Source organism: Bradyrhizobium sp. JHI2711, from assembly GCF_056156565.1.
The window spans coordinates 1696876-1717976 of record NZ_JBPZPT010000002.1; the positions used below are offsets into that span (position 1 = coordinate 1696876).

Sequence of the window (21101 nt, forward strand, 5' to 3'; positions counted from 1 at the left end):
ACGAGCCGCCTTTTATTGGCGGTGATGCTCGAAGCTGGTGCACAGCAGATCGACCTCCGCTTCGGCGATCGGTGCGCGAAACAGGCGGCAGCTGAACTCGGCCGTCGTCTTGCTGTCGGTATTGGCGCGATCCTCCCGCAGGAAGATGCACCGCTTGCAGACGTCGGTGTGGTGCCGCTGCTCGGCGGCATCGGAGTGGTCCAGCACGTGCCGGAACGTGTCGCGGAAGCGGATCTTGACCTCGTCGTCCAGAACGCCAATCGCTTCGATGAGGACGTTGACGGGATCGCGCACCAGGAACTTCTTGCCCTGCTGGGTCACGCTCAACGTCACCGAACGCTTGTCCGTGGCCGAGCGCTTCCGCTCGAGATAACCGAGCCGCTCGAGCTCGCCGATGATGAACGAGGCGGTGCCGCGCGTGGTGCCGACGTAGCTCGCCAGCGCCGAGGGGGTTCGGGAAAATCGGTTGGCGCGGGAGAGGAAGCGCAGCGCCATCCATTCGCGGTCGCGCAAACCGTGCTTGGTGCCTTCGAACCACAGGATGCGTGCGGCCTGCTCCAACAGTTCAATCGATTCACGAGCCAAATTCATTTCAGTTCCAGGTCGCATAAACGTTTATTCAATTGGGCCTCGGGTAGCGCAATCGGGGCGGACGAGAATGAGACCCGCTCGCGCTCCGCCGTCCGTTGCGGGCGAGCATCGCGCGTCGCGGGAAGAAGCCTCTGCGTTTCCGAAGATGGAACTTCCGGCCGTGGAACTAGGGTGTCACAAAGAAAGACCGGGTAAATCGCGCGGCCAAGATCCTCCGAAAATTTCAATCAAATGACGGCGGTTCGCACGTGATTTGGTGATGATGAGCGATGCGCAAGCAGCATGATGTGTCACCATCGTCGCTGCGATTGCTATTTGTTGCGGCAGAGCCTGTCGGGTCTGCGCTCAGGCGCATTCTGCGCAAGGCCAAGCGGCCTGGCCGGCAGGCAAAGAACCATTCCTTTCGGTTAATGGATGTTGCGGTGCAGTGCAGCCAGACGGTTAAGTCCGGCACACGGCCCACTCTCCGGCGGGCGGCGGACACCGGCGCTCGCTAACGAAGGGATGAAGTGGTGAGCCGCGTGCTCGCAGGCTGGTGACTTGCGTTTATCTGGCAATTACTGGCGAATGCGGCGCCCGAGGGGCATCAGCATGGGAATCAGGAATGGGAAGATCGATGAGCTTTGAAACCACCATGACATCCGACGTCGTTGGACTGACGAAAGTCGCCCCGCTCTCGCGCCGCGGATTCATGAGCGCCACCGCGGCCGTCGCCGCTGGCTACACGCTCGCGGCCGGTCCGGTCCGGGCCGACATCGTCACGACGGACACAAGCGGCCTCCAGGCCGGCGATGCCAAGATCAAGGTCGGCGCCGAGGACATGCCCGCCTATTTCGCCCGCCCGGCCGGCAACACCAAGGCGCCGGTGATCATCGTGGCGATGGAGATCTTCGGACTGCACGAATACATCCGGGACGTGACGCGACGCCTCGCCAAGCTCGGCGCGTTCGCAGTGGCGCCCGACTATTATTTCCGCAAGGGCATCGACCTGACCAAGGTCACGGATATCAGGGAGCTGCTGCCGGTGGTGAATGCGAAGCCGGACGCGGAGCTGTTGTCTGATCTGGACGCGACGGTGGCCTGGGCAGGATCGCAAGGCGGCGACACGACGAGGCTCGGCATCATCGGCTTCTGCCGGGGTGGCCGCACGGTCTGGGAATATGCCGCCCACAGCGGTGCGCTCAAGGCGGGCGTTGCCTTCTACGGGACCTTGGTCGATCCAGCCAACCCGTTGTGGCCGAAGAGCCCGCTGCAGCTCGCGCCCGAGATGAAGGCGCCGGTGCTCGGCCTCTATGGTGGCGCCGATACCGGCATTCCCGTCGCGCAGGTCGAGCAGATGAAGGCCGCGCTCGAGCAGAGCAAGAAGACGGCCGACTTCAAGATCTACCCCGAAGCGCCGCACGGCTTCCATGCCGACTATCGCGGCAGCTACCGCAAGGACGCCGCGGAAGATGCCTGGAAGCAGGCAGAGGCCTGGTTTAGGAAACACGGCGTGTTGAGCTGACGGTCAATCAAGAGGGCGGCCCAAGTGGCCGCCCTTTCTCTTTCATGTGACGGTCTCACTTCGTCATCGCGCCGTAGACGATGTCCTGGACCTGCTCGCGATAATACTTCCTGAGCTCACCCGGTGCCGCCGTTCCCACCACGACGACGAGACGCTCCTTGGGATCGCAGAAGAACTGCGTCCCGTAGGCTCCGTTCCAGGTGAACTCGCCCGGATTGCCGGGGACCGACGACAATCCTTCGCTGGTCCGGACCGCCACCGAAAGGCCGAAGCCGAAGCCGCCGCGATGCGGCTCGACATTGGCGACGTTGTTCTTGATCTCGGGGCCGAGATGGTTCGCCGTCATGTGACGGACGGTCTTCGGACCGAGAATGCGCTGCCCATCGAGCTCGCCGCCGTTGAGCAACATCTGTCCGAAGCGGATGTAGTCGCCGACCGTCGCGAAGGAGCAGGCGCCGCCGCAGTCGAACTTGGTTGGAGTGTCCAGGAGCTTGATGGCCTGCGGCTTGCCCGTCAGCGGATCGTTCGGGAAGGGGCGGGCGAGGCGCGGGCGCTGCGCCTCGGTCGGATGGAAAGTCGCATCCTTCATGCCGAGCGGCTGCCAGACATTGGCAGCGAGATAGTCGCCAAGCTTCTGCTCGCTCACCTTCTCGACGACAGCGCCGAGCACATCGATCGAAAAGCCGTATTCGAACGCGGTCGAGGGCTGCTGCGCCAGCGGCAGCTTGGTGATGCGATCGATGAAAGCCTGGGTGTCGCCTTCGATCGCCGGCGCAATGCCATCGGGATATTGCCGCGCCACCGGGCTCGATGAGTCGGGGCGGCCGCCATATATCAGCCCCGACGTATGCCGGTAGAGATCGTGGATGAAGATCGGCGAGGCCTGCGGTTCGAGCTTGAGTGATCCATCCGCCTGAGGCACGCCGACCTTCATGTCGGCGAAGCCCGGGTAGTATTCGGACAGCTTGGCCTGGAGCGGCAGCCGTCCCTGCTCCATCAGCGTCAGGCCGGCGACCGCTGCCATCGGCTTGGTCATCGAGGCCAGCGCGAAGATCGCATCGAGCGGCATCGGCGTACCCTTGGCCGGATCGAGCAGGCCATAGGCCTTGTAGTGGACGAGCTTGCCGTCGCGCGCGATGGCGACCACTGCGCCGGGAACGCGCTTGGCCGCGATCTCGCGCGCGAAGAAATTATCGAGGCGTGCAAGGCCTTGCTTCGAAAATCCGACATCGTCGGGATTGGCTTCGGGCAGCGGCGCAGCGCGCGCGGCGCCGAGCGTGACGACAGCAATCGTTGCCGCGATCATGGCGATCGTCTTATTCATTGCATTCTCCCAAGACGCGAACTCGTTGTGCGGTGGCTCGCTCGATGCCTAGATCATGACCGCACAGGGACGAAGTCAAGCGTGGGGGCGGCATGTCTGGGACGCATCGGAGCGCAGGAACCCTAACGTCCTTCGCCTGCGCGCCAGAGAGCGTCGAGGCCGTGCCGATAGGTGGGGCAGGCCAGCGTGACGCCGAGCTCGCGCTTCAGTTTCTCGTTGGAGACGCGGGCGCTGCTGGCATAGAAGCTGCGCGCCATCGCCGACATCTCGGCGGTGACGAACGCTTCTTCCGGCGGCGGCGCCACGCCCATCAGCTGCGCGGCATAGCCGATCACGTCCTGCGGCGGCGCCGGCTCATCGTCGCAGACGTTCCAAACGCCGCCGCCCTGGTGACGAAGAGCGGCGATGATCGCGCTCGCGATGTCATCGACGTGGATGCGGTTGAACACCTGTCCCGGCTTGATGATGCGCCTCGCCGTTCCCGCGCGCAGTGTCGCCAGCGCGTTGCGGCCGGGACCGTAGATGCCCGCAAGCCGCAGGATCGCGGCATCGCCGTCCGTCGCATCCGTCCAGGCCTGCTCCGCCGCGATCCGCATGCGCGTGCGGTCGAGGATGGCCTGCGGCGGCGTGCTCTCGTCGACCCAGCTGCCTGCGTGATCGCCGTACACCCCGATGGTGGAGAGATAGATGGCCTTGCGTTTCCGCCCTGTCAGCACGTCCGCGAAGGCTGCGAGCGCGGGATCGCCGCCGCTGCCGGGCGGAATCGACACCAGGAGGACGTCGGCGTCGCGAACCCGTTCAACCGTCTCGGGCGACGGAAGGCTGCCGGAAAACGGATGCACCTCGATCCCGGCGAGGTCATTCCGCTGCGCGGGATCGCGCACGGTGCCGGCGACATGCGAGAAGCTGCGGCCGTGCTTGCGGACGAAATGCCGGGCGCTGTAGCCGAGGCCGAGGATGAAGAGCCGCATGCGTCTCCCGTGCAGGTCGAAAGTTCCCGTTCGCGCCGTCGCGCACCGTTCGCTCATAAGAGATTTTTGGGTCCGGCAAAAGATATTGCGATTTTACTCGTCTGTCGCTTCGGGCGATGTTCGCTTGGGACAGGAGGCATCGATCATGCAGGCCGAAGCGTTGGTTCAGTCGCCAGCGGACGCCGCCGATCTGATCCGGCGCGCGGCCGCGCTGATCTTCGACGTCGACGGCACCCTGGCCGAAACCGAGGAGCTGCATCGGCAGGCCTTCAATCTGGCCTTCGCCCGCCTCGGTCTCGACTGGCAGTGGGACCGCGCCGTCTACAAGGACCTGTTGCGGGTGACGGGCGGCAAGGAGCGCATGCGCGCCTACCACGAGAGGCTAGTGACCGCTCCGCCCTTGTCGGACGGGGACATCGCAGAACTTCACCGCATCAAGACCGCGCATTATGCCGAATTGGTCGAGGCCGGCCGCTGTCCCTTGCGGCCAGGCGTGACGGACTTGCTCAGGGCCACGAAGGCGCGCGGCCAGCGGCTTGCGATTGCGACCACCACATCGCACGGCAATATCGATGCGCTGCTGTCGCAGGCGCTGGGCAAACGCTGGGCCGCGGATTTCGATGCGATCGTCGCCGGCGACGACGTCAGGCACAAGAAGCCGGCGCCCGACGTCTATCTCGAGATTCTGGCGCGGCTGAAGCTCGAGGCATCCGATTGCGTTGCGATTGAGGATTCCGCCAACGGTCTGATCGCGGCCTCGCGCGCCGGCGTCCCGGTTCTGATCACCCGCAGCACGTTCTTCGGGGACGACGACTTCACCGGCGCGCATGTCGTGCTCGACGATCTGTCGGAACTTTCGGCCCGCCAAACAAAAGCTGAAAAACAACCCCATGCACAGTAGATCACGGCGCCGTGATCGCCGTGCTCAGTGGACGCGGTGACTTGCTCTATCGTCCTCGGCCTGCTCGACAATCTGTGCGATCGGACTGGACTGATGATGCACCAGGCGCCAGTCGTCGCCGACGCGGCGAAAATGGTTCGCCGCAGCCAGCGCGGTGCCGTCGACGATCTCGATGCAGAGCACGCGGGCGCTGTCGCCGTCGACGATGGCCTGCGGCTCGGCGCAGACGATCTGCGGCCGCTGCGGGTTTTGCAGGATGTCGCGCCAGCTTCCGATCACGGTGGCGCGGCCGATGATGGCCGGCCAGCCGGGATGGATGCAGGAGATGCCGTCGTCATCCGCCCACATCCGTTCCATGCCGGCGAAGTCGCCGGTCGAGAATGCCGCGTAAAAGGCCGCGTTGGCGGCGATGACCTTGGTGTCGTTTCCCATCGCTCTCGGGTGGGGCAAGGACAGGCAAAAATCAAGCGCGACTTTCCGTCGACTTTGGCCGCAGTGCAGCATTCAGGATGCTGCCCGCGTCGTGGTCACGCTGAAACGTGCGTTGCCACGGCCCGCGGCGCGCCGTCGGCATAGAGGCGGCCGAGCGCCGCGGTGACAGCCTCGCGCAGGCGCGGCTCGGCGCCGAGCGGCCCGAACACCTTCGCCACCCCGAGCAGTGCCGGCGCGAGGCGCTCGGCAACGGGTCCTGCCTCGCGCGCCAGCGCGGCGAACTCGGCGGCGAATGGATCGCGCACGTCGATCGGCCGTCCCTGCTCGTCGACGCCGCTGACGTAGCGGATCCAGCCGGCCACCGCCAGCGCATGCGTTGCGATGGGCAGGCCTCTGGCAAGGCGATCCTGCATCGCGCCGAGCAGCCGCTGCGGCAGCTTTTGCGAGCCGTCCATGGCAATCTGCCAAGTGCGATGGTGCAGCGCCGGATTGGCGAAGCGCTTGAGCAGCGAGGCGCGATAGGCGGCGAGATCCGTGCCTGATGGCATGGTCAGCGTCACCGCGGCCTCTTCCATCACCTGCGCGGCGAGGCGCGCAAAATGCGGATCCTGCATCGTGTCGGCGATGGTCTCGTAGCCGGAGAGATAGCCGAGATAGGCCAGCGCGGAATGGCTGGCGTTGAGCAGCCGCAGCTTCATCAGCTCGAACGGCTTGACGTCGCCGACGAGCTCGACACCCGCTGCGGCAAGGTCCGGCCGGCCCGCGGTGAAGCGGTCCTCGACCACCCATTGCGTGAACGGCTCGGTCATGACAGGCCAGGCGTCGCGCATGCCCAGCGCCGATGCGACCGCATCGCGGTCGGCATCCGTCGTCTCCGGCACGATGCGGTCGACCATGGTCGAGGGGAAAGCAACCGTGTCGGCGATCCACTTGCCAAGTTCCCTGGACCGCAGCGCGGCGAACTGCGTGACGATCCGCTGCACGGTGTGGCCGTTGGCGGCGAGGTTGTCGCAGCACAGCACGGTGAAGGGCGAAAGACCCTGCGCCCGCCGGCGTGCCAGCGCGGCGACGATGAAGCCCGGCGCCGAGCGCGGCGCGTCGAAATTGTTGAGGTCGTGCACGACATCAGGATGCCGCTCGTCGAGATCGCCGGTCTGCGGCGTGTGGCAATAGCCCTTCTCGGTCACCGTGAGCGAGACGATGCGGATGGCGGGATCGGCCATCCGCTCCACCAGGGCTGCCGGCTTCTCGCGCGCGACGACGCTGTCGAGCAGGGCGCCGATCACGCGGTGCTCGGTACCTTCGGCGGCGCGCACAGCGACGGTGTAGAGATGGTCCTGCGGGGCGAGGGCGTCGCGCGTCTCCGGGCTGCGCAGGCTCGCGCCGATGATGCCCCAGGACATGCTGCCCCTAGCAAGGCTATCGTCGATGACGACGGCCTGATGGGCACGATGAAACGCCCCGAGCCCGAGATGCACGATGCCGGGCGTGACGCGCGATCGGTCATAGGCCGGACGGCGGATGGCAGGTGCCAGCCGGTCGAGATTGGCGCGACCAAGGCGCATCGAGCTCTGGCGCATGGACGTCTCCCCTTGCTTTGCCGCTGCTTGACATGGCGTCCGTATCAGGTCAATGCTCCGGTCAATTGGTAAGACCAATTTTCCAAAATTGGCGGGTCGCGGGCGCCGGAGGCGCCGCGCGAGACCTTTTCGGGAGGACCAGCGTGCCGCTGGAAGCTGTGGAGGCGAGACGGCTCTATCGCCAGGTCGCCGATCAATTGCGAAGCCTGATCGACAGCGGCGAGTACGCGGTCGGCAGCCGCTTGCCGACCGAGCGCGACCTCGCGGAACAGCTCAAGGTGTCGAGGCCCACGGTGCGCGAAGCCTTGATTGCGCTCGAGGTCGAAGGGCGCCTGCGCATCCGCGTCGGATCCGGCATCTATGTGATCGAGCCCGCCGCCGTGGCCGCGCCGACAGCTACTGCCGTCATCGAAGGCCCGTTCGAACTCTTGCGCGCCCGCGAATTCCTGGAGAGCGCCATCGCCGAACAGGCCGCGCGCGTGGCGACCAAAGATGACATCGACCGCATCGACGCCGCGCTCGTCGCGATGGAGAATGTCGACCATCCTGGCGAAGCCTCGATGGTTCATGACCGCGCCTTCCATATCGCCGTGGCAGGATGTCTCGGCAATGCCGTGCTGGTGCGGGTTGTCGGCGAGTTGTTCGACCAGCGCCTCAATCCCTATTTCGCGCAGCTAGCGCATTATTTCGAGAATCCCACCACGTGGCGAACCGCGCTCGATGAGCACCGGGCCGTGCGCGACGCCATCGCTGCGCGCCGGCCGCTGACGGCCCATGACGCCATGCGCGATCACCTCGCGCATTCGCAGGAGCGCTTTGCACAGAATTTTGGTGCCGAGACATCAGCAGGGGCGCCGGCTGCACGGAGGCGAGCGGCGCCGTCCGGGGTTCAGCCGGCGAAATCAAAACGACCATCGAAGAAACAGGCCAAGAGCGGCAGCTCGCGGCGGCGATGAGATTAGGCGGCCCGCATCCATGCCGGGGCGGGCGAACAAGCAGACTTGAACGATGGAGGAAAAGTCGATGTTAAAGAAGATGACGATTGCAGCAGCGATTTCCGCCGCCACGCTGTTGGCGGCGACCAGCGCCAGCATGGCGCAGACCAAGCTCAAATGGGCTCATGTCTACGAGCCCTCGGAGCCGTTCCACACGGCGTCGGTCTGGGCCGCGCAGGAGATCAATAAGCGCACCAACGGGCGCTACCAGATCGAGGTCTATCCGGCCTCGCAGCTCGGCAAGGAGACCGACATCAACCAGGGCCTGTCGCTCGGTTCGGTCGACATCATCATCTCCGGATCGAGCTTCGCGGCCAAGAGCTTCGCGCCGATCGGCGTGACCTATTATCCCTACACCTTCCGCGATGCCGATCATCTGCTCGCCTACACCAAGAGCGACATCTTCAAGGAGCTCGCCAAGGGCTATGAGGACAAGAGCGGCCACCACATCGTCGCGGTGACCTATTACGGCGTGCGCCAGACCTCGTCCAACAAGCCGATCAAGACCTGCGCGGACATGAAGGGCCTGAAGATCCGCGTGCCCGACGTTCCGGCCTATCTGGCGATGCCGCGCGCCTGCGGCGCCAACACCGCGCCGATCGCGTTCGCCGAGGTCTATCTCGCGCTCCAGAACGGCACCGTGGAGGCGCAGGAAAATCCGCTGACCACGATCGAGGCCAAGAAGTTCTACGAGGTGCAGAAGCACATCGTGCTGACCGGCCACATCGTCGACCATCTCAACACGGTGATCGCCGGCGCGCTGTGGAAGAAGCTCAGCGACGAGGACAAGAAGATCTTCACCGACGTGGCGCAGGAGGCGGCTGCCAAGGCCACCGGAGAGATCAAGCAGAACGAGGCCAAGCTGGTCGCCTTCTTCAAGGACAAGGGCCTGACCGTGACCGAGGTCGACAAGAACGAGTTCCGCGACACCGTGTTGAAGAACGTCGCGTTCGAGACTTTCGGGTACCGCAAGGCGGATTGGGAGAAGATCCAGGCGGTGAAGTGACCGCCGCTTGCCCCGCCATAAGACCCTCATGGTGAGGAGCGCGAAGGGCAGCTCGAACCATGAGGGCCCCGGTGTGCCCCGGGGGCATCCTTCGAGACGCTTGCTTCGCAAGCTCCTCAGGATGAGGAGCGGAGCAAGCGTGAGACAGTAGAACAAAGACGTCATTCCGGGTTCTCGCTTCGCGAGCCCCGGAACGACGATTTGGAGAGAGGTAACATGTCCACCGCCGAAATCCACCGGCAGATCACCGCCGACGAGATCGCGCACACCTTCGAGGAGGAGGCGACGCCGAAGGTCGATCTCGGCGTCTACGCCTTCGAGGACTGGGTGGCGCTGGCGATTTTCTGGGTGATGGCGCTCGCCGTCTTCCTGCAGTTCTTCACCCGTTACGTGCTCAACGACAGCTACGCCTGGACCGAGGAGATCGCGACCTATTGCCTGATCGGGGTGGTCTTCATCGGCTCGTCGATGTGCGTACGGCTGTCGCGGCATATCCAGGTCGACCTCGTCTATCGCTACCTGCCGCATGCCGTAGGGCGCGTGCTGTCGACCGCGATCGACCTGATCCGGATCGCCTTCTTCGGCTACGCCATCAAGCTGGTCTGGGTCTACATCAGGATCATCGGCGACGAGCAGATGACCACCATCAATCTTCCCAAGGACTATGTCTATTACGCCGTGCTGCTCGGGTTCGTGCTGATGTTCGCACGCTCCGTGCAGGTGGCGATCCAGAACTGGCGGCAGGGTTACTCGGTCCTCGAACGTCCCGGTGCCTACGACGGATCGGAAGGATAAAACCATGCTGCTGTTGCTCGGAGGCTTTCTCGTTCTCATGCTGCTCGGCGTTCCCGTGGCAATCGCCATGGCCGTATCGTCGCTGCTCTACATCCTGGTCAGCGGCGTGACGCCCGACGTCACGCTGGCGCAGCGCATGATCGCCGGCGTCGAGAGCTTTCCGCTGCTCGCCGTGCCGTTCTTCATCCTGGCCGGCAATCTCATGAACATCGCCGGCGTCACCGGGCGCATCTACAAATTCGCGGTTGCGCTGGTGGGGTGGATGCGCGGCGGCCTCGGCCACGTCAACATCATCGGCTCGGTGATCTTCTCCGGTATGTCGGGCACCGCGATTGCGGATGCCGCCGGCCTCGGCACCATCGAGATCAAGGCGATGAAGGACCACGGTTACTCCACCGAGTTCTCGGTCGGCGTCACCGCGGCCTCGGCAACGCTCGGGCCGATCATTCCGCCGTCGCTGCCGTTCGTGATCTACGGCATGATGGCGAACGTCTCGATCGGCGCGCTGTTCCTGGGCGGCGTCATTCCCGGCGTCGTCCTGACGCTGTTCATGATGGTGACCGTCACCTATTTCGCGCACAAGAACAAATGGGGCAGCGACACGCCGTTCTCCTGGCCGCAGCTCGGCTCGGCCGGGCTCGAGATATTGATCGTGCTGTCATTCCCGATGGCGATCTGGCTGATGGTGCTGGCCGGCCTTTCGGTCAACACGGCCGTCGTCATCGGCCTCGGCACGCTGCTCCTGATCGACTGGTATTTCGACTTCTCGGCGGTGATGGCGCTGATGGCGCCGGTGATCCTGATCGGCGGCATGACGCTGGGCTGGTTCACGCCGACGGAAGCCGCCGTCGCCGCGGTGATCTGGTCGCTGTTCCTCGGCCTCGTCCGCTACCGCACCATGACGTTCCAGACCGTCGCCAAGGCGACCTTCGACACCATCGAGACCACGGCCTCGGTGCTGTTCATCGTCACGGCGGCCTCGATCTTCGCCTGGCTGCTGACGGTGTCGCAGGCGGCGCAGATGCTGTCGGACTGGATGCTCAGCATCACCCAGAACAAATGGGTGTTCCTGGCGCTCGCCAACGTGCTGATCCTGTTCGTGGGCTGCTTCATCGACACCACGGCGGCGATCACCATTCTGGTGCCGATCCTGCTGCCGATCGTGCTCAAGCTCGGCATCGACCCCATTCATTTCGGCCTGATCATGACGCTGAACCTGATGATCGGCCTGCTGCATCCGCCGCTCGGCATGGTGCTGTTCGTGCTCGCCCGCGTGGCAAAGCTCTCCGTCGAGCGCACGACGGTGGCGATCCTGCCCTGGCTGGTGCCGCTGATGCTGGCGCTGATCGCGATCACCTTCATTCCCGAACTGACCCTCTGGCTGCCAAAATACATGGGGCTCTCCAAATGACCTCGACTGCTCTCGCCGCGACCCTGTTCGGCCCCGAAGACCTGCGCATGATCGAGCATCCGCTCGACAAGCTCGCTGACGGCATGGTGCGCATCCGCTTCGGCGCCGGCGGCATCTGCGGCTCGGACATGCACTATTTCCGTCATGCCCGCACCGGAGACTTCGTGGTGAAGTCGCCGCTGGTGCTGGGACACGAGATCTCGGGCGAGGTCGTGGAGATCTCCGGTGCCGCTGCGAACCTGAAGGTCGGCGACCGCGTCGCCGTCAACCCGTCGCGCTGGTGCGGCCATTGCGTCGCCTGCCGCGAGGGCCGGCCGAACCTGTGCGAGAACATCTATTTCATGGGCTCGGCTTCGAAGACGCCGCACATGCAGGGCGGCTTCGCCAACTACTTCGATGCGATCCCTGCGCAGTGCGTGAAGATTCCCGATCACGTGTCCTACCAGGCGGCCGCGCTGGCCGAACCGCTCGCGGTGTGCCTGCACGCGGTGGCGCGCGCCGGCAAGATCGAGGGCAAGCGCGGCATCATCTTCGGCGCCGGCCCGATCGGGCTTCTGACCATGCTCGCAGCGCACCGCGCCGGCATGGCCGACATCACCGTGGCCGACATCGCCCCGGCGCCGCTGGCCTTTGCGACCAAGCTCGGCGCCTCCCACGTCGAGAACGTCTCGGCCGGCGAGGAAGGGTTGAAGGCGCAGGCTGCGTCGCGACCCTATGACGTCGCGTTCGAGGTCTCGGGCACGGCCGCGGGCCTTGCCAGCGCGATCGGCATCGTCAGGCGCGGCGGCGTCGTGGTGCAGATCGGCAACCTGCCGGGCGGCCAGATCCCGACGCCGTCGAATGCGGTGATGGCCAAGGAGATCGACCTGCGCGGCTCGTTCCGCTTCGGCTTCGAGTTCATGAATGCGGTGGAACTGATCGGCAACGGCAGCGTCGATGTGCTGTCGCTGGTCACCGCCGAGCGGCCGCTCTCGACCGCGCCCGACGCGCTGCGGCTGGCGCTCGACCGTTCGCAGAGCGTCAAGGTCGTGCTGACCGCGAACTGACTTTTGTTTTGACGCGTTTTCTTCACGCGAACCGGTACCCACTTCGCTCGAAAACGCTTTGGGAGGCAGCACATGATGCTGGAGGGATGGCGCTGGTACGGGCCGGATGATCCGGTCTCGCTCGATGATGTCAGGCAGGCCGGGGCGAGCCAGATCGTCTCGGCGCTGCATCAGGTGCCGATCGGAGAGGCCTGGACGCGCAAGGCGGTCGAGGAGCGCAAGAACTTCATCGAGAACGGCCAGCCCGGCCGCTCGCAGCTGACCTGGTCGGTGGTGGAATCGATTCCGATCCCTGACGACGTCAAGCGCCTCGGCGGAAAAGCGACCAAGTCGATCGAGGCGTGGATCGCGAGCCTGGAGGCGGTCGCCGCCTCTGGCATCAAGATCATCTGCTATAACTTCATGCCCGTGGTGGACTGGTGCCGCACCGATCTGGAATGGGAGCTGCCGAACGGCGCCCGTGCCATGCGCTTCGACCAGGACCGCTTTGCGGCATTCGAGCTGCACATCCTGAAGCGCCCGGCGGCCGCGCAGGAGTATACCCCCGAGCAGCAGGCGCGCGCTAAAAAGCTGTTCGAGCAGATGAGCCAGGCGGATATCGACTATCTCGTCATGGTCATTGCCAGCGCGCTGCCGGGCTCGACCACCGAGCCGATGACGATCCCGCAATTCCGCGATCGGCTGGACACCTATCGCGACATGACGCCAAAGATATTGCGGCAGCATCTCGCGGAATTCCTCGCGCGCGTAACGCCGGTGGCCGAGCAGCTCGATGTCTCCTTGACGCTGCATCCGGACGATCCGCCGCGGCCGCTGTTCGGCCTGCCGCGCATTGCTTCCAGCGCCGACGATTATCAGGCGCTGTTCGATGCCGTGCCGTCCAAGGCCAACGGCATCTGCTTCTGCACCGGCTCGCTCGGCGTGCGCGCGGAGAACAATCTCCCTGATATGGCCGAGCGCTTCGGCCCGCGCATCGCGTTCGCCCATCTGCGCGCGACCAAGCGCGAGGCGGACGTCCTGTCGTTCTACGAGTCCGACCATCTCGACGGTGACGTCGACATGATCGCGGTGCTCAAGGCGCTGTTGAAGGAGAACGCGCGGCGCGCACCGGACAAGAGAATCGTGTTCCGTCCCGATCACGGCCACCGCATGCTCGACGATCTCGCCGCCACCAAGCGCACCAATCCCGGCTACACCGCCATCGGCCGCCTGCGCGGCCTCGCAGAGTTGCGCGGTGCGATCAGGGCGATCGAGCATCGGTAGCGGGCAAACCTCTCTCCACACTGTCATTGCGAGGAGCTCTTGCGACGAAGCAATCCAGAATCCCTCCGTGGAAAGACTCTGGATTGCTTCGCTGCGCTCGCAATGACGTGGAGGGAGGGGGGCGACGCCTCCACAGCGTCATGGCCGGGCTTGTCCCGGCCATCCACGCCTTACCACGTGGCACGGCGAACGTGGATGCCCGGGACAAGCCCGGGCATGACGGCTTCTTGTGAAGCTCGCTCCAGGCTCAATAGCACGCCGCCATGGCGCCGAGCTTCGGATAGAGCCGGTCGATCGCGGCGATCTCGCTTTTCATCTGCGCGATGATCCAGTCGCGGATCTCGGCGGCGATCGGGCGCATCGCGCGGTTGCGCGGCGGCAGGAATTCGCAGATGCGGCGCGTGGTGGTGAGCCGGTCGGAGGCCGGCACCAGCGCGCCGGTGAGCAGCCAGTGCGAGGCGACCGTCAGCCAGCCGAGCGCAATGCCCTGGCCGAGCAGCGCGGCCTGCACCACGACGGCATAGTCGGTGAAGCTCAGCGCCTTGGCCGCGCCGCGGCGGCCGGTGAGGAGCGAAGCGTAATCCGCGGCCCAGTCGCCCGGCGTCTCGGCGAGGCGAATGATGGTGTTGCCCTCGGTGGGATCGGTCTCGCCGAGATAGGTAGGGCTGCACATCGGCAGCATCACTTCCTTCATCACCAGCGTGCCGCCGGAGGGCGGCTCGTCGCGATCGCGGAAGCGCATGCCGAGATCGACATTCTCCACCGGCCCGCGCAGCGCGCCGGAAATCAACTGGAAGCGCAGATCGACTTGCGGAAACTGCTTCTGCAGCTTGTCGATGCGCGGCATCAGCCAGTGCGTGGTGAAGGCGGAGGAGACCGACAGCGTCACCGTCTCGGTGCCCTTGCGCCGCCGCTCGATCTCGACGAGCCCGCTCTCGATGCTGCGAAAGCCTTCGAGCACTCGGCGATAGAGCAGCTCGCCTTCTTCGGTGAGCACCGCGCGGCCCGCCTTGCGATCGAACAGGCGAACGCCGAGATGCTCCTCGAACTGGCCGAGCATCCGGCTCACCGCCGGCTGCGTGACGTTCAGCTCGGCGGCCGCAGCCGTGAAGCTGCCATTGCGCGCCGCCGCGTCGAAGACGAACAGGGCGTTGCTGGACGGCAGCATGCGACGGAGCTCTGGCATAACGTCATGTTATGGGCGCGGTGAGAATTTGGCAATTGCCGGATTTTGCCAAGTCTGGTGTCATCAGCATGACAGCTTAAAGACAGGCCCTTCGAGAGAGGATTTGGTGCAGCGCACGCTTTGCCGTGAGTGCTCCAAATCCCTGTCTATAAAGCAGGCTTATGGCGCGCAGTGAGGCACGCCGGCTGAGGGACATCGCGAGGTCGATCGTTGGACAAGCGCGCGGAGAGCGTCGAGATCAGGTCCGCCAGCAAGGCCTATGGCGCCGTTCGCGCCCTCGACGACGTTTCGCTCAATGTCAGCGCCGGTGAATTCGTCTCACTGCTTGGCCCGTCCGGCTCCGGCAAGACCACGCTGCTCGGCATTTTGGGCGGCTTCATCCTGCCGACCTCAGGCACGATTCTATTCGGAGGCCGTGACGTCACCTACATGCCGCCGCACAAGCGCGACATCGGCGTGGTGTTCCAGAATTACGCGCTGTTTCCGCACATGAGCGTCGGCGAGAACGTCGCCTTTCCCTTGCGCGCGCGACGCCTGCCGAAATCCATCTGGCCGGACAAGGTGCGCGCAGCGCTCAGCATGGTCGGGCTTGCCGGCTATGAAGAGCGCGGCATCGCGCAGCTCTCCGGCGGTCAGCGCCAGCGCGTGGCGTTGGCGCGCGCCATGATCTTCGAGCCGCGCCTGATCCTGATGGACGAGCCGCTTTCCGCGCTCGACAAGCAGCTGCGCGAATCCATGCAGATCGAGCTGCGCGCGTTGCACAAGCGCATCGGCGCGACCATCATCTACGTCACCCATGACCAGCGCGAGGCGCTGACCATGAGCGACCGCGTCGCCGTCATGAAGGACGGCCGGCTGGTTCAGATCGACGAGCCGGCGCGGCTGCACGATCACCCCGCCGATTCCTTCGTCGCCAGCTTCATCGGCGAAGCCACGATGCTGCCGGTTCGCCGCGTCGATGCCGCCAGCGTCGCGCTCGGCAACGTCTTGCTGCGCAGCGCGCGCGCCATTCCCGATGGCGATGCCCTGATGCTGGCCGTGCACAGCGAGAAGCTGCTGATCGATGATGGCGCGCAGGATGCCGCTTGCAACCGGCTGACCGGGACCGTCACCGACATCGTCTATCAGGGCGAGAGCCTGCGCATTTTCCTCGCGCTCGCCGATGGCATCGCGCTCAGCCTGCGCCAACCGAGCTATCACCAGGCCTATCACCGCATCCCGCCGCTCGGCGGCAGCCTCACCGTTACGCTCCACCCCGAGGACACCATTGTCGTGCCCAGGGTGGACTGAATCCAGCCTTGTTCAACCGAGAGAAGAAGCGATATGTCGACCCAAGCCGCGTTCAGCAATTTCAAGGTCCTCACCTTCGACGTCGTCGGCACCCTGATCGATTTCGAGACCGGCGTACTTGAAGCGGTGCGCAAGATCGGAGGCAAGAAGGCGGCCGAGCTCAGCGACGAGCAGATCTTCGAATCCTACAAGCGAGGCCGCGACAAGCATTATGAGCGCTCCAGCGAGGTGATGTTCTACGTCTACCGCTATCTCGCCAAGGAGCTCGGGCTGCCGGCGGACGATGCCTCCTGTGACGTCTTCCAGCTTGCCGTGCTGCGCTGGGGGCCGTTCTCGGACTCGGTCGAGGCGCTGAAGCGCCTGCGCACAAAATTCCGCCTGGTCGCGATGACCAATGCCGACCGCGTGGCACTCTCATGCTACGCGCATGCGCTCGGTAATCCCTTCGATGACACCGTCTGCGCCGACGACACCGGCGTTGCAAAACCGAACCCGGAATTCTTCGCCTACAACAAGGGCCGCCAGTCCGCCTTCGGGTACAAGCAGTCCGACATTCTGCACGTCGCGCAGAGCCAATATCACGACATCGGGATCGCGCGGAAGCTCGGCTACAAGGTGTGCTGGATCGAGCGCCGCCAGGGCATCGCCGGATTCGGCGGCACGCCGGCGGTGGAGACGCTGACCAAGCCGGACTTCCATTATCCGACGTTGAAGGCGCTTGCCGACGCGGCCATCGGGCCGGCGACGTAACGGAGAGCTGTGGCATGACACGGGACTGGCGCGCGCTGCCATCGGTCAATTCACTGTGGGAAGCCACGGCGGAGCCGGCGCGCGCGTTTCCCGTGTTGTCGGGCGAGAGCCAAGCCGATGTGGTGATCATCGGCGCCGGCTACACTGGCCTCTCCGCCGCGCACCACATCGCCAGGAGCGGGCTCAGCCCCGTCGTGCTCGAGGCCAACCGTCCCGGCTGGGGCGCGAGCGGGCGCAATGGCGGCGTGATCACCGCAAAATTCCGCCTCTCGTTCCGCGAGATCGATGCCGCACACGGCCGCGACATGGCGCGGCGCATGTACGAGATCGCGCATGAATCGACCGACATGGTCGAGGAGCTCGTCTCCGAATTCGGCATCACCAGCGCGAACCTTGTGCGCACCGGCCAGGTCAAGGCCGCGCACAATGAGACGACGCTCAAGGCCGCGATCGACGAAGCCAACTGGATGACGCGCGAGATGGGCTCCGCCGCGGTCCGCATTCTCGACAAGGGACAGGTGCGTGAGGAGACCGGCTCCGACATCTTTGTCGGCGGTGTGCTCAATCCCGGTTCGGGCGGGATCCATCCGCTGAACTATCTGCGCGGCCTCGCAAACGGCGTTGCAAGCCGCGGCGTTCCGATTTTCCAGGAGTCGCCGGTCGTCAAGCTCCGGCGCGAGAAGGACGGCATCGTTGCCGAGACACCGCAAGGCGCGGTGCGCGCCAGGCAGGCGATCATTGCCACCAACAGCTATTCGGATCTGACCGGTGCCACCGCGCATCTGCAGCGCACGCTGATCCCGTTCCGCAGCGCCATGGTCGCAACCGAGCGGCTTCCCGGCAATCTCGCGGGAAAACTGATGCCGACGGGGCGCACTTACACCGAGACCAAGCGCATGATGCGCTGGTTCCGCATGGTCGACAACCGCGTCATCTTCGGCGGCCGCGGCGCCTTCGGCAAGCAGAATTCGCAGGCCGCATTCGATGCCTTGCGCAAGGCGATGGTCGGCATCTTCCCCGATCTCGCCGATGTCCCGCTCGCATACAAATGGTCGGGCCTGGTCGCGATGACGCTGGACTCGGTCCCGCATATCGGCCGGCTCGATGACCGCACGCTCTTCTCGGTCGGCTACAACGGCGCAGGCGTTGCGATGTCGAGCCTGATGGGCAGCTATCTCGCCGCCTTCGTGCGCGGCGAGACGCCCGACGTCGGCCTGCTCGACGCGCGGCGCATGAAGGCGATTCCGTTCTATCCGCTGCGGGAGCCCGCCGTGCGCATGGTCGCCGGCTGGTACCAGTTTCTCGATGCGATCGGTCGGTGAGATCATTTGGAGGAGGTGAGGATGACGATGAAGCAGAAATTTGGATTGGGCTGCGCGCTGCTGGGCGCAATCGGACTGACCAGCGCGGCTGATGCCGCCGAGCAGATCACCTTTGTCTCGCAGGGCGGCGCCTATCAGCAGGCGCAGACGGTGGCGATCCTCGATCCCTCCGCCAAGAAGCTCGGCATCACCATCAACCAGGACTCCATTCCCGATGCCTGGCCCGCGATCAAGACGCAGGTCGGCAGCGGCAAGCCGATCTGGGACGTCGTCGACACCCCGACCGGTAACTGCCTGCGCGGCGGCGAACAGGGGCTGATGGAGAAGCTCGACTTCTCGAAGATTCCAAACGGCGCGGCGATGCCGGAGGCCTATCGCAGCCCCTATTCAGTGTCCTACGAGTTCTATTCGAGCGTACTTGCCTACAGCCAGAAGAAATTCCCGAAGGACGCGCCGAACAGCTGGGCCGATTTCTGGGACGTGAAGAAATTCCCCGGCCGCCGCGCGCTGCGCAACCATCCGTTTGCAACGTTAGAGGCGGCGCTGATGGCCGACGGCGTCGCACCGGACAAGCTTTATCCGCTCGACGTCGACCGCGCCTTCAAGAAGCTGGAAGAGATCAAGCCGCACATCACGGTGTGGTGGACCTCGGGCGCGCAGTCGGCGCAGTTGCTCAATGACGGCGAGGTCGACATGGAGATGGCCTGGAACGGTCGCGTCAGCGCGGTCGCCAAGGAAGGCGCGAAGGTCACCTTCACCTACAACCAGGGCATCCTGCAGAGTACCTCGCTCTGCATCCTCAAGGGCGCGCCGAATCTCGCCACCGCGATAAAATTCCTCAACGAGGCCGTCGATCCCGTGCACCAGGCCAATCTGCCACTGCACATCGACTATGGTCCGGGCAACCCGAAGGCGTTCGAGACCAGCGTGATCAAGCCCGAGCGCGCCGCGCAATTGCCGAGCGAGCCGGCCAATGCCGCCAAGCAGGCGCTGATGTCCTACGCCTGGTGGTCCTCGCCGGCGGGCGAAGCCGCCGAGAAGCGCTGGGCGTCCTTCATGCAGAAGTGAGCGAGGCAACGTTGACGACTTCAGTGCCAGATCCCTCCCAAAAACATCAGCGCCGTGAGCACGGCCTGATGCTGGCACTGGTCTCGCCGGCGCTGCTGGTGATCCTGGCTCTGATCGTGCTGCCGGTGGGCTGGCTGGCCTGGCAGTCGATCTACCATGACGGCTTCACGCTGGAGAATTATCGCCGCGTCTTCACCGAAGACGTCTACTGGCGCAGCTTTGCGCTGACCTTCGAGATCAGCCTCGCGGTCACGGCAATCGCGCTGCTGCTCGGCTATCCCGTGGCCTACCTTGCCAATTCGGTGCCGAAAGGGTGGAGCATCCTCATCCTCTCGCTGGTCGTGCTGCCGTTCTGGACCAGCGTGCTGGTCCGCGCCTATGCCTGGCTGGCGCTGCTGCAGCGCACTGGCGTGATCAACCAGTTCATGCGCTATCTCGATGTGATCTCCGAGCCGCTCGCGCTGGTCCACAACACCTTTGGCACGGTGGTTGCGACCGTGCACATCCTGCTGCCCTTCATGGTGTTGCCGCTCTACGCCACCATGCAGAAGATTCCGAACGATCTCATGCAGGCCGGCGCCAGCCTGGGCGCGAGCCCGTCGCTCACCTTCATGCGCGTGTTCCTGCCGCTGTCGCTGCCGGGTGTGCTCGCCGGCTGCACCATGGTGTTCGTGCTCTGCCTCGGCTTCTACATCACGCCGGAGCTGCTCGGCGGCGGCCGCACCGTGATGGTGTCGATGCTGGTGAGCCGCAATGTCGAGCTCTACAACCAGTTCGGCGCGGCCAGCGCGGTCGCCGTCGTGCTGCTCATCAGTGTGCTCGTGATCTTCTTCATTGTAAGCCGCTTCATCTCGCTCGACCGCGTGTTGGGGCAGAAATGATGCGCGCCTCGCCCGCACGGATTGCCCTCTACGTGATCAGCGCGCTGGTGCTGGTCTATCTGATCATTCCCGTTCTGATCATCGCGCCGATCTCGTTCTCCAGCGCGCGCTTTCTGACCTTTCCGCCACCGTCCTTTTCGCTGCGCTGGTACCAGCAATATTTCTCAAATCCCGCCTGGATGCAGGCGACGCGGGTGACGCTGACGGTCGCCCTCCTCACCGTCGTGATCGCGACCCCGTTCGGGGTGGCCGCCGCCTATGCCATCAGCCAGTCGAAGCTGCGCATCATGAGGCTGATCCACTTGGCGCTTCTGTTGCCGCTGGTGGTGCCGATCATCATCACCGCCGTCGGCATCTTCTTCGTCTATGCCAAAGTCGGTCTGGTCGCGACCATGCCCGGCCTCGTGCTGGCGAACGTGATGCTGGGCCTGCCCTATGTCGTCATCTCGGTGCTCGCGGGCCTGCAGAGTTTCGATCCGGCGCAGGAGATGGTGGCGCGCAGCCTCGGCATGAACCGCCTACGCAGCTTCTTCGCGGTGACGCTGCCGCAGATCAAGTCCAGCGTGGTTGCGGGCGGAATCTTCGCCTTCATCTCGGCGATGGACGAGACCATCGTCGCGCTGTTCATTTCCGGCGGCCAGTATCAGCCGTTGACCAAGCGCATGTTCACCGCGCTGCGCGACGAGATCGATCCGACCATCGCCGCGATCTCGACCTTGATGACGGCGGCCTCATTCATGCTGGTGCTGCTGGCGAGCGCGCGACAGAAGCGGAGCGGGTGAGGA

At 64.9% G+C, this 21101-nt stretch carries 20 protein-coding genes; 14 read left to right on the top strand and 6 right to left on the bottom strand.

The window, feature by feature from the left end:
• Window positions 1-12: 12 nt before the first annotated feature.
• The gene (locus ACTEK7_RS20575; RefSeq protein ID WP_036007089.1) at window positions 13-591 is read right to left on the bottom strand and encodes a MarR family winged helix-turn-helix transcriptional regulator; all 579 of its coding nucleotides are present in this window, start codon (window positions 589-591) and stop codon (window positions 13-15) included.
• Between the two features lie 616 nt (window positions 592-1207).
• Between ACTEK7_RS20575 and ACTEK7_RS20580 the strand changes: the two genes are divergently transcribed.
• Complete coding sequence (locus ACTEK7_RS20580; protein ID WP_225146822.1) at window positions 1208-2095, top strand: dienelactone hydrolase family protein; 888 nt, start codon at window positions 1208-1210, stop codon at window positions 2093-2095.
• Between the two features lie 55 nt (window positions 2096-2150).
• Here the strand turns inward: ACTEK7_RS20580 and ACTEK7_RS20585 are convergent, their stop codons facing one another.
• On the bottom strand, window positions 2151-3419 hold the full coding sequence (locus ACTEK7_RS20585; RefSeq protein ID WP_225146823.1) for a serine hydrolase domain-containing protein: 1269 nt from the start codon (window positions 3417-3419) through the stop codon (window positions 2151-2153).
• 122 nt (window positions 3420-3541) lie between these two features.
• Window positions 3542-4390, bottom strand: a complete 849-nt coding sequence (locus ACTEK7_RS20590; protein ID WP_225146824.1) for an SDR family oxidoreductase — start codon at window positions 4388-4390, stop codon at window positions 3542-3544.
• A gap of 145 nt (window positions 4391-4535) precedes the next feature.
• On the opposite strand from ACTEK7_RS20590, the gene ACTEK7_RS20595 reads away from it, so the two are divergent.
• Window positions 4536-5291: an HAD family hydrolase gene (locus ACTEK7_RS20595; protein WP_225146825.1), complete on the top strand. Its 756-nt coding sequence runs from the start codon at window positions 4536-4538 to the stop codon at window positions 5289-5291.
• A 24-nt stretch (window positions 5292-5315) separates the two neighbouring features.
• Here the strand turns inward: ACTEK7_RS20595 and ACTEK7_RS20600 are convergent, their stop codons facing one another.
• Both ACTEK7_RS20600 and ACTEK7_RS20605 read right to left on the bottom strand, forming a co-directional pair.
• A complete protein-coding gene (locus tag ACTEK7_RS20600) occupies window positions 5316-5723 on the bottom strand; it encodes a nuclear transport factor 2 family protein (RefSeq protein WP_036007097.1) in 408 nt (135 codons plus the stop codon).
• Between the two features lie 95 nt (window positions 5724-5818).
• Window positions 5819-7303 carry a mannitol dehydrogenase family protein gene (locus tag ACTEK7_RS20605; RefSeq protein WP_225146826.1) on the bottom strand — a complete coding sequence of 495 codons (1485 nt, stop codon included), beginning with the start codon at window positions 7301-7303 and terminating at the stop codon, window positions 5819-5821.
• 143 nt (window positions 7304-7446) lie between these two features.
• Between ACTEK7_RS20605 and ACTEK7_RS20610 the strand changes: the two genes are divergently transcribed.
• The 6 genes from ACTEK7_RS20610 to uxuA all read left to right on the top strand — a co-directional run bounded on the left by ACTEK7_RS20610 (window position 7447) and on the right by uxuA (window position 13819).
• On the top strand, window positions 7447-8259 hold the full coding sequence (locus tag ACTEK7_RS20610) for a FadR/GntR family transcriptional regulator (protein WP_036007117.1): 813 nt from the start codon (window positions 7447-7449) through the stop codon (window positions 8257-8259).
• A 79-nt stretch (window positions 8260-8338) separates the two neighbouring features.
• Window positions 8339-9304, top strand: coding sequence for a sialic acid TRAP transporter substrate-binding protein SiaP (locus ACTEK7_RS20615; protein ID WP_370111903.1), 966 nt, complete (start codon window positions 8339-8341; stop codon window positions 9302-9304).
• Between the two features lie 216 nt (window positions 9305-9520).
• Window positions 9521-10099 carry a TRAP transporter small permease gene (locus tag ACTEK7_RS20620; protein ID WP_036007120.1) on the top strand — a complete coding sequence of 193 codons (579 nt, stop codon included), beginning with the start codon at window positions 9521-9523 and terminating at the stop codon, window positions 10097-10099.
• Window positions 10100-10103: 4 nt separating this feature from the next.
• Window positions 10104-11510 carry a TRAP transporter large permease gene (locus tag ACTEK7_RS20625; protein WP_036042393.1) on the top strand — a complete coding sequence of 469 codons (1407 nt, stop codon included), beginning with the start codon at window positions 10104-10106 and terminating at the stop codon, window positions 11508-11510.
• Window positions 11507-12556 (top strand): L-idonate 5-dehydrogenase, encoded by a 1050-nt coding sequence (locus ACTEK7_RS20630; protein ID WP_225134461.1) that lies wholly within the window; start codon window positions 11507-11509, stop codon window positions 12554-12556. Before ACTEK7_RS20625 ends, ACTEK7_RS20630 begins: the two co-directional genes overlap by 4 nt.
• 72 nt (window positions 12557-12628) lie before the next feature.
• On the top strand, window positions 12629-13819 hold the full coding sequence (gene uxuA / locus ACTEK7_RS20635; protein WP_225146827.1) for a mannonate dehydratase: 1191 nt from the start codon (window positions 12629-12631) through the stop codon (window positions 13817-13819).
• Window positions 13820-14066: 247 nt separating this feature from the next.
• Here uxuA and ACTEK7_RS20640 read toward each other — a convergent pair whose 3' ends face one another.
• Window positions 14067-15005: a LysR family transcriptional regulator gene (locus ACTEK7_RS20640; protein WP_109144796.1), complete on the bottom strand. Its 939-nt coding sequence runs from the start codon at window positions 15003-15005 to the stop codon at window positions 14067-14069.
• Between the two features lie 210 nt (window positions 15006-15215).
• Between ACTEK7_RS20640 and ACTEK7_RS20645 the strand changes: the two genes are divergently transcribed.
• The 6 genes from ACTEK7_RS20645 to ACTEK7_RS20670 all read left to right on the top strand — a co-directional run bounded on the left by ACTEK7_RS20645 (window position 15216) and on the right by ACTEK7_RS20670 (window position 21098).
• Complete coding sequence (locus tag ACTEK7_RS20645; RefSeq protein WP_225146828.1) at window positions 15216-16295, top strand: ABC transporter ATP-binding protein; 1080 nt, start codon at window positions 15216-15218, stop codon at window positions 16293-16295.
• Window positions 16296-16328: 33 nt separating this feature from the next.
• Window positions 16329-17045, top strand: a complete 717-nt coding sequence (locus ACTEK7_RS20650; protein WP_036027384.1) for an HAD family hydrolase — start codon at window positions 16329-16331, stop codon at window positions 17043-17045.
• Between the two features lie 14 nt (window positions 17046-17059).
• Entirely contained in the window at window positions 17060-18367 is a 1308-nt protein-coding gene (locus tag ACTEK7_RS20655) for an NAD(P)/FAD-dependent oxidoreductase (RefSeq protein WP_225146829.1), read from the top strand.
• A 21-nt stretch (window positions 18368-18388) separates the two neighbouring features.
• Window positions 18389-19435 (top strand): ABC transporter substrate-binding protein, encoded by a 1047-nt coding sequence (locus tag ACTEK7_RS20660; RefSeq protein ID WP_225146830.1) that lies wholly within the window; start codon window positions 18389-18391, stop codon window positions 19433-19435.
• Window positions 19436-19503: 68 nt separating this feature from the next.
• Complete coding sequence (locus tag ACTEK7_RS20665) at window positions 19504-20316, top strand: ABC transporter permease (RefSeq protein WP_225146831.1); 813 nt, start codon at window positions 19504-19506, stop codon at window positions 20314-20316.
• Window positions 20313-21098: an ABC transporter permease gene (locus ACTEK7_RS20670; protein WP_225146832.1), complete on the top strand. Its 786-nt coding sequence runs from the start codon at window positions 20313-20315 to the stop codon at window positions 21096-21098. Before ACTEK7_RS20665 ends, ACTEK7_RS20670 begins: the two co-directional genes overlap by 4 nt.
• Window positions 21099-21101: the final 3 nt, after the last annotated feature.

Coding starts and splice junctions, on each gene's coding strand:
- ACTEK7_RS20575 (WP_036007089.1), bottom strand. CDS start 591: ATGAATTTGGCTCGTGAATCGATTGAACTGTTGGAGCAGGCCGCACGC.
- ACTEK7_RS20580 (WP_225146822.1), top strand. CDS start 1,208: ATGAGCTTTGAAACCACCATGACATCCGACGTCGTTGGACTGACGAAA.
- ACTEK7_RS20585 (WP_225146823.1), bottom strand. CDS start 3,419: ATGAATAAGACGATCGCCATGATCGCGGCAACGATTGCTGTCGTCACG.
- ACTEK7_RS20590 (WP_225146824.1), bottom strand. CDS start 4,390: ATGCGGCTCTTCATCCTCGGCCTCGGCTACAGCGCCCGGCATTTCGTC.
- ACTEK7_RS20595 (WP_225146825.1), top strand. CDS start 4,536: ATGCAGGCCGAAGCGTTGGTTCAGTCGCCAGCGGACGCCGCCGATCTG.
- ACTEK7_RS20600 (WP_036007097.1), bottom strand. CDS start 5,723: ATGGGAAACGACACCAAGGTCATCGCCGCCAACGCGGCCTTTTACGCG.
- ACTEK7_RS20605 (WP_225146826.1), bottom strand. CDS start 7,303: ATGCGCCAGAGCTCGATGCGCCTTGGTCGCGCCAATCTCGACCGGCTG.
- ACTEK7_RS20615 (WP_370111903.1), top strand. CDS start 8,339: ATGACGATTGCAGCAGCGATTTCCGCCGCCACGCTGTTGGCGGCGACC.
- ACTEK7_RS20620 (WP_036007120.1), top strand. CDS start 9,521: ATGTCCACCGCCGAAATCCACCGGCAGATCACCGCCGACGAGATCGCG.
- ACTEK7_RS20625 (WP_036042393.1), top strand. CDS start 10,104: ATGCTGCTGTTGCTCGGAGGCTTTCTCGTTCTCATGCTGCTCGGCGTT.
- ACTEK7_RS20630 (WP_225134461.1), top strand. CDS start 11,507: ATGACCTCGACTGCTCTCGCCGCGACCCTGTTCGGCCCCGAAGACCTG.
- uxuA (WP_225146827.1), top strand. CDS start 12,629: ATGATGCTGGAGGGATGGCGCTGGTACGGGCCGGATGATCCGGTCTCG.
- ACTEK7_RS20640 (WP_109144796.1), bottom strand. CDS start 15,005: ATGCCAGAGCTCCGTCGCATGCTGCCGTCCAGCAACGCCCTGTTCGTC.
- ACTEK7_RS20650 (WP_036027384.1), top strand. CDS start 16,329: ATGTCGACCCAAGCCGCGTTCAGCAATTTCAAGGTCCTCACCTTCGAC.
- ACTEK7_RS20655 (WP_225146829.1), top strand. CDS start 17,060: ATGACACGGGACTGGCGCGCGCTGCCATCGGTCAATTCACTGTGGGAA.
- ACTEK7_RS20660 (WP_225146830.1), top strand. CDS start 18,389: ATGACGATGAAGCAGAAATTTGGATTGGGCTGCGCGCTGCTGGGCGCA.
- ACTEK7_RS20665 (WP_225146831.1), top strand. CDS start 19,504: ATGCTGGCACTGGTCTCGCCGGCGCTGCTGGTGATCCTGGCTCTGATC.
- ACTEK7_RS20670 (WP_225146832.1), top strand. CDS start 20,313: ATGATGCGCGCCTCGCCCGCACGGATTGCCCTCTACGTGATCAGCGCG.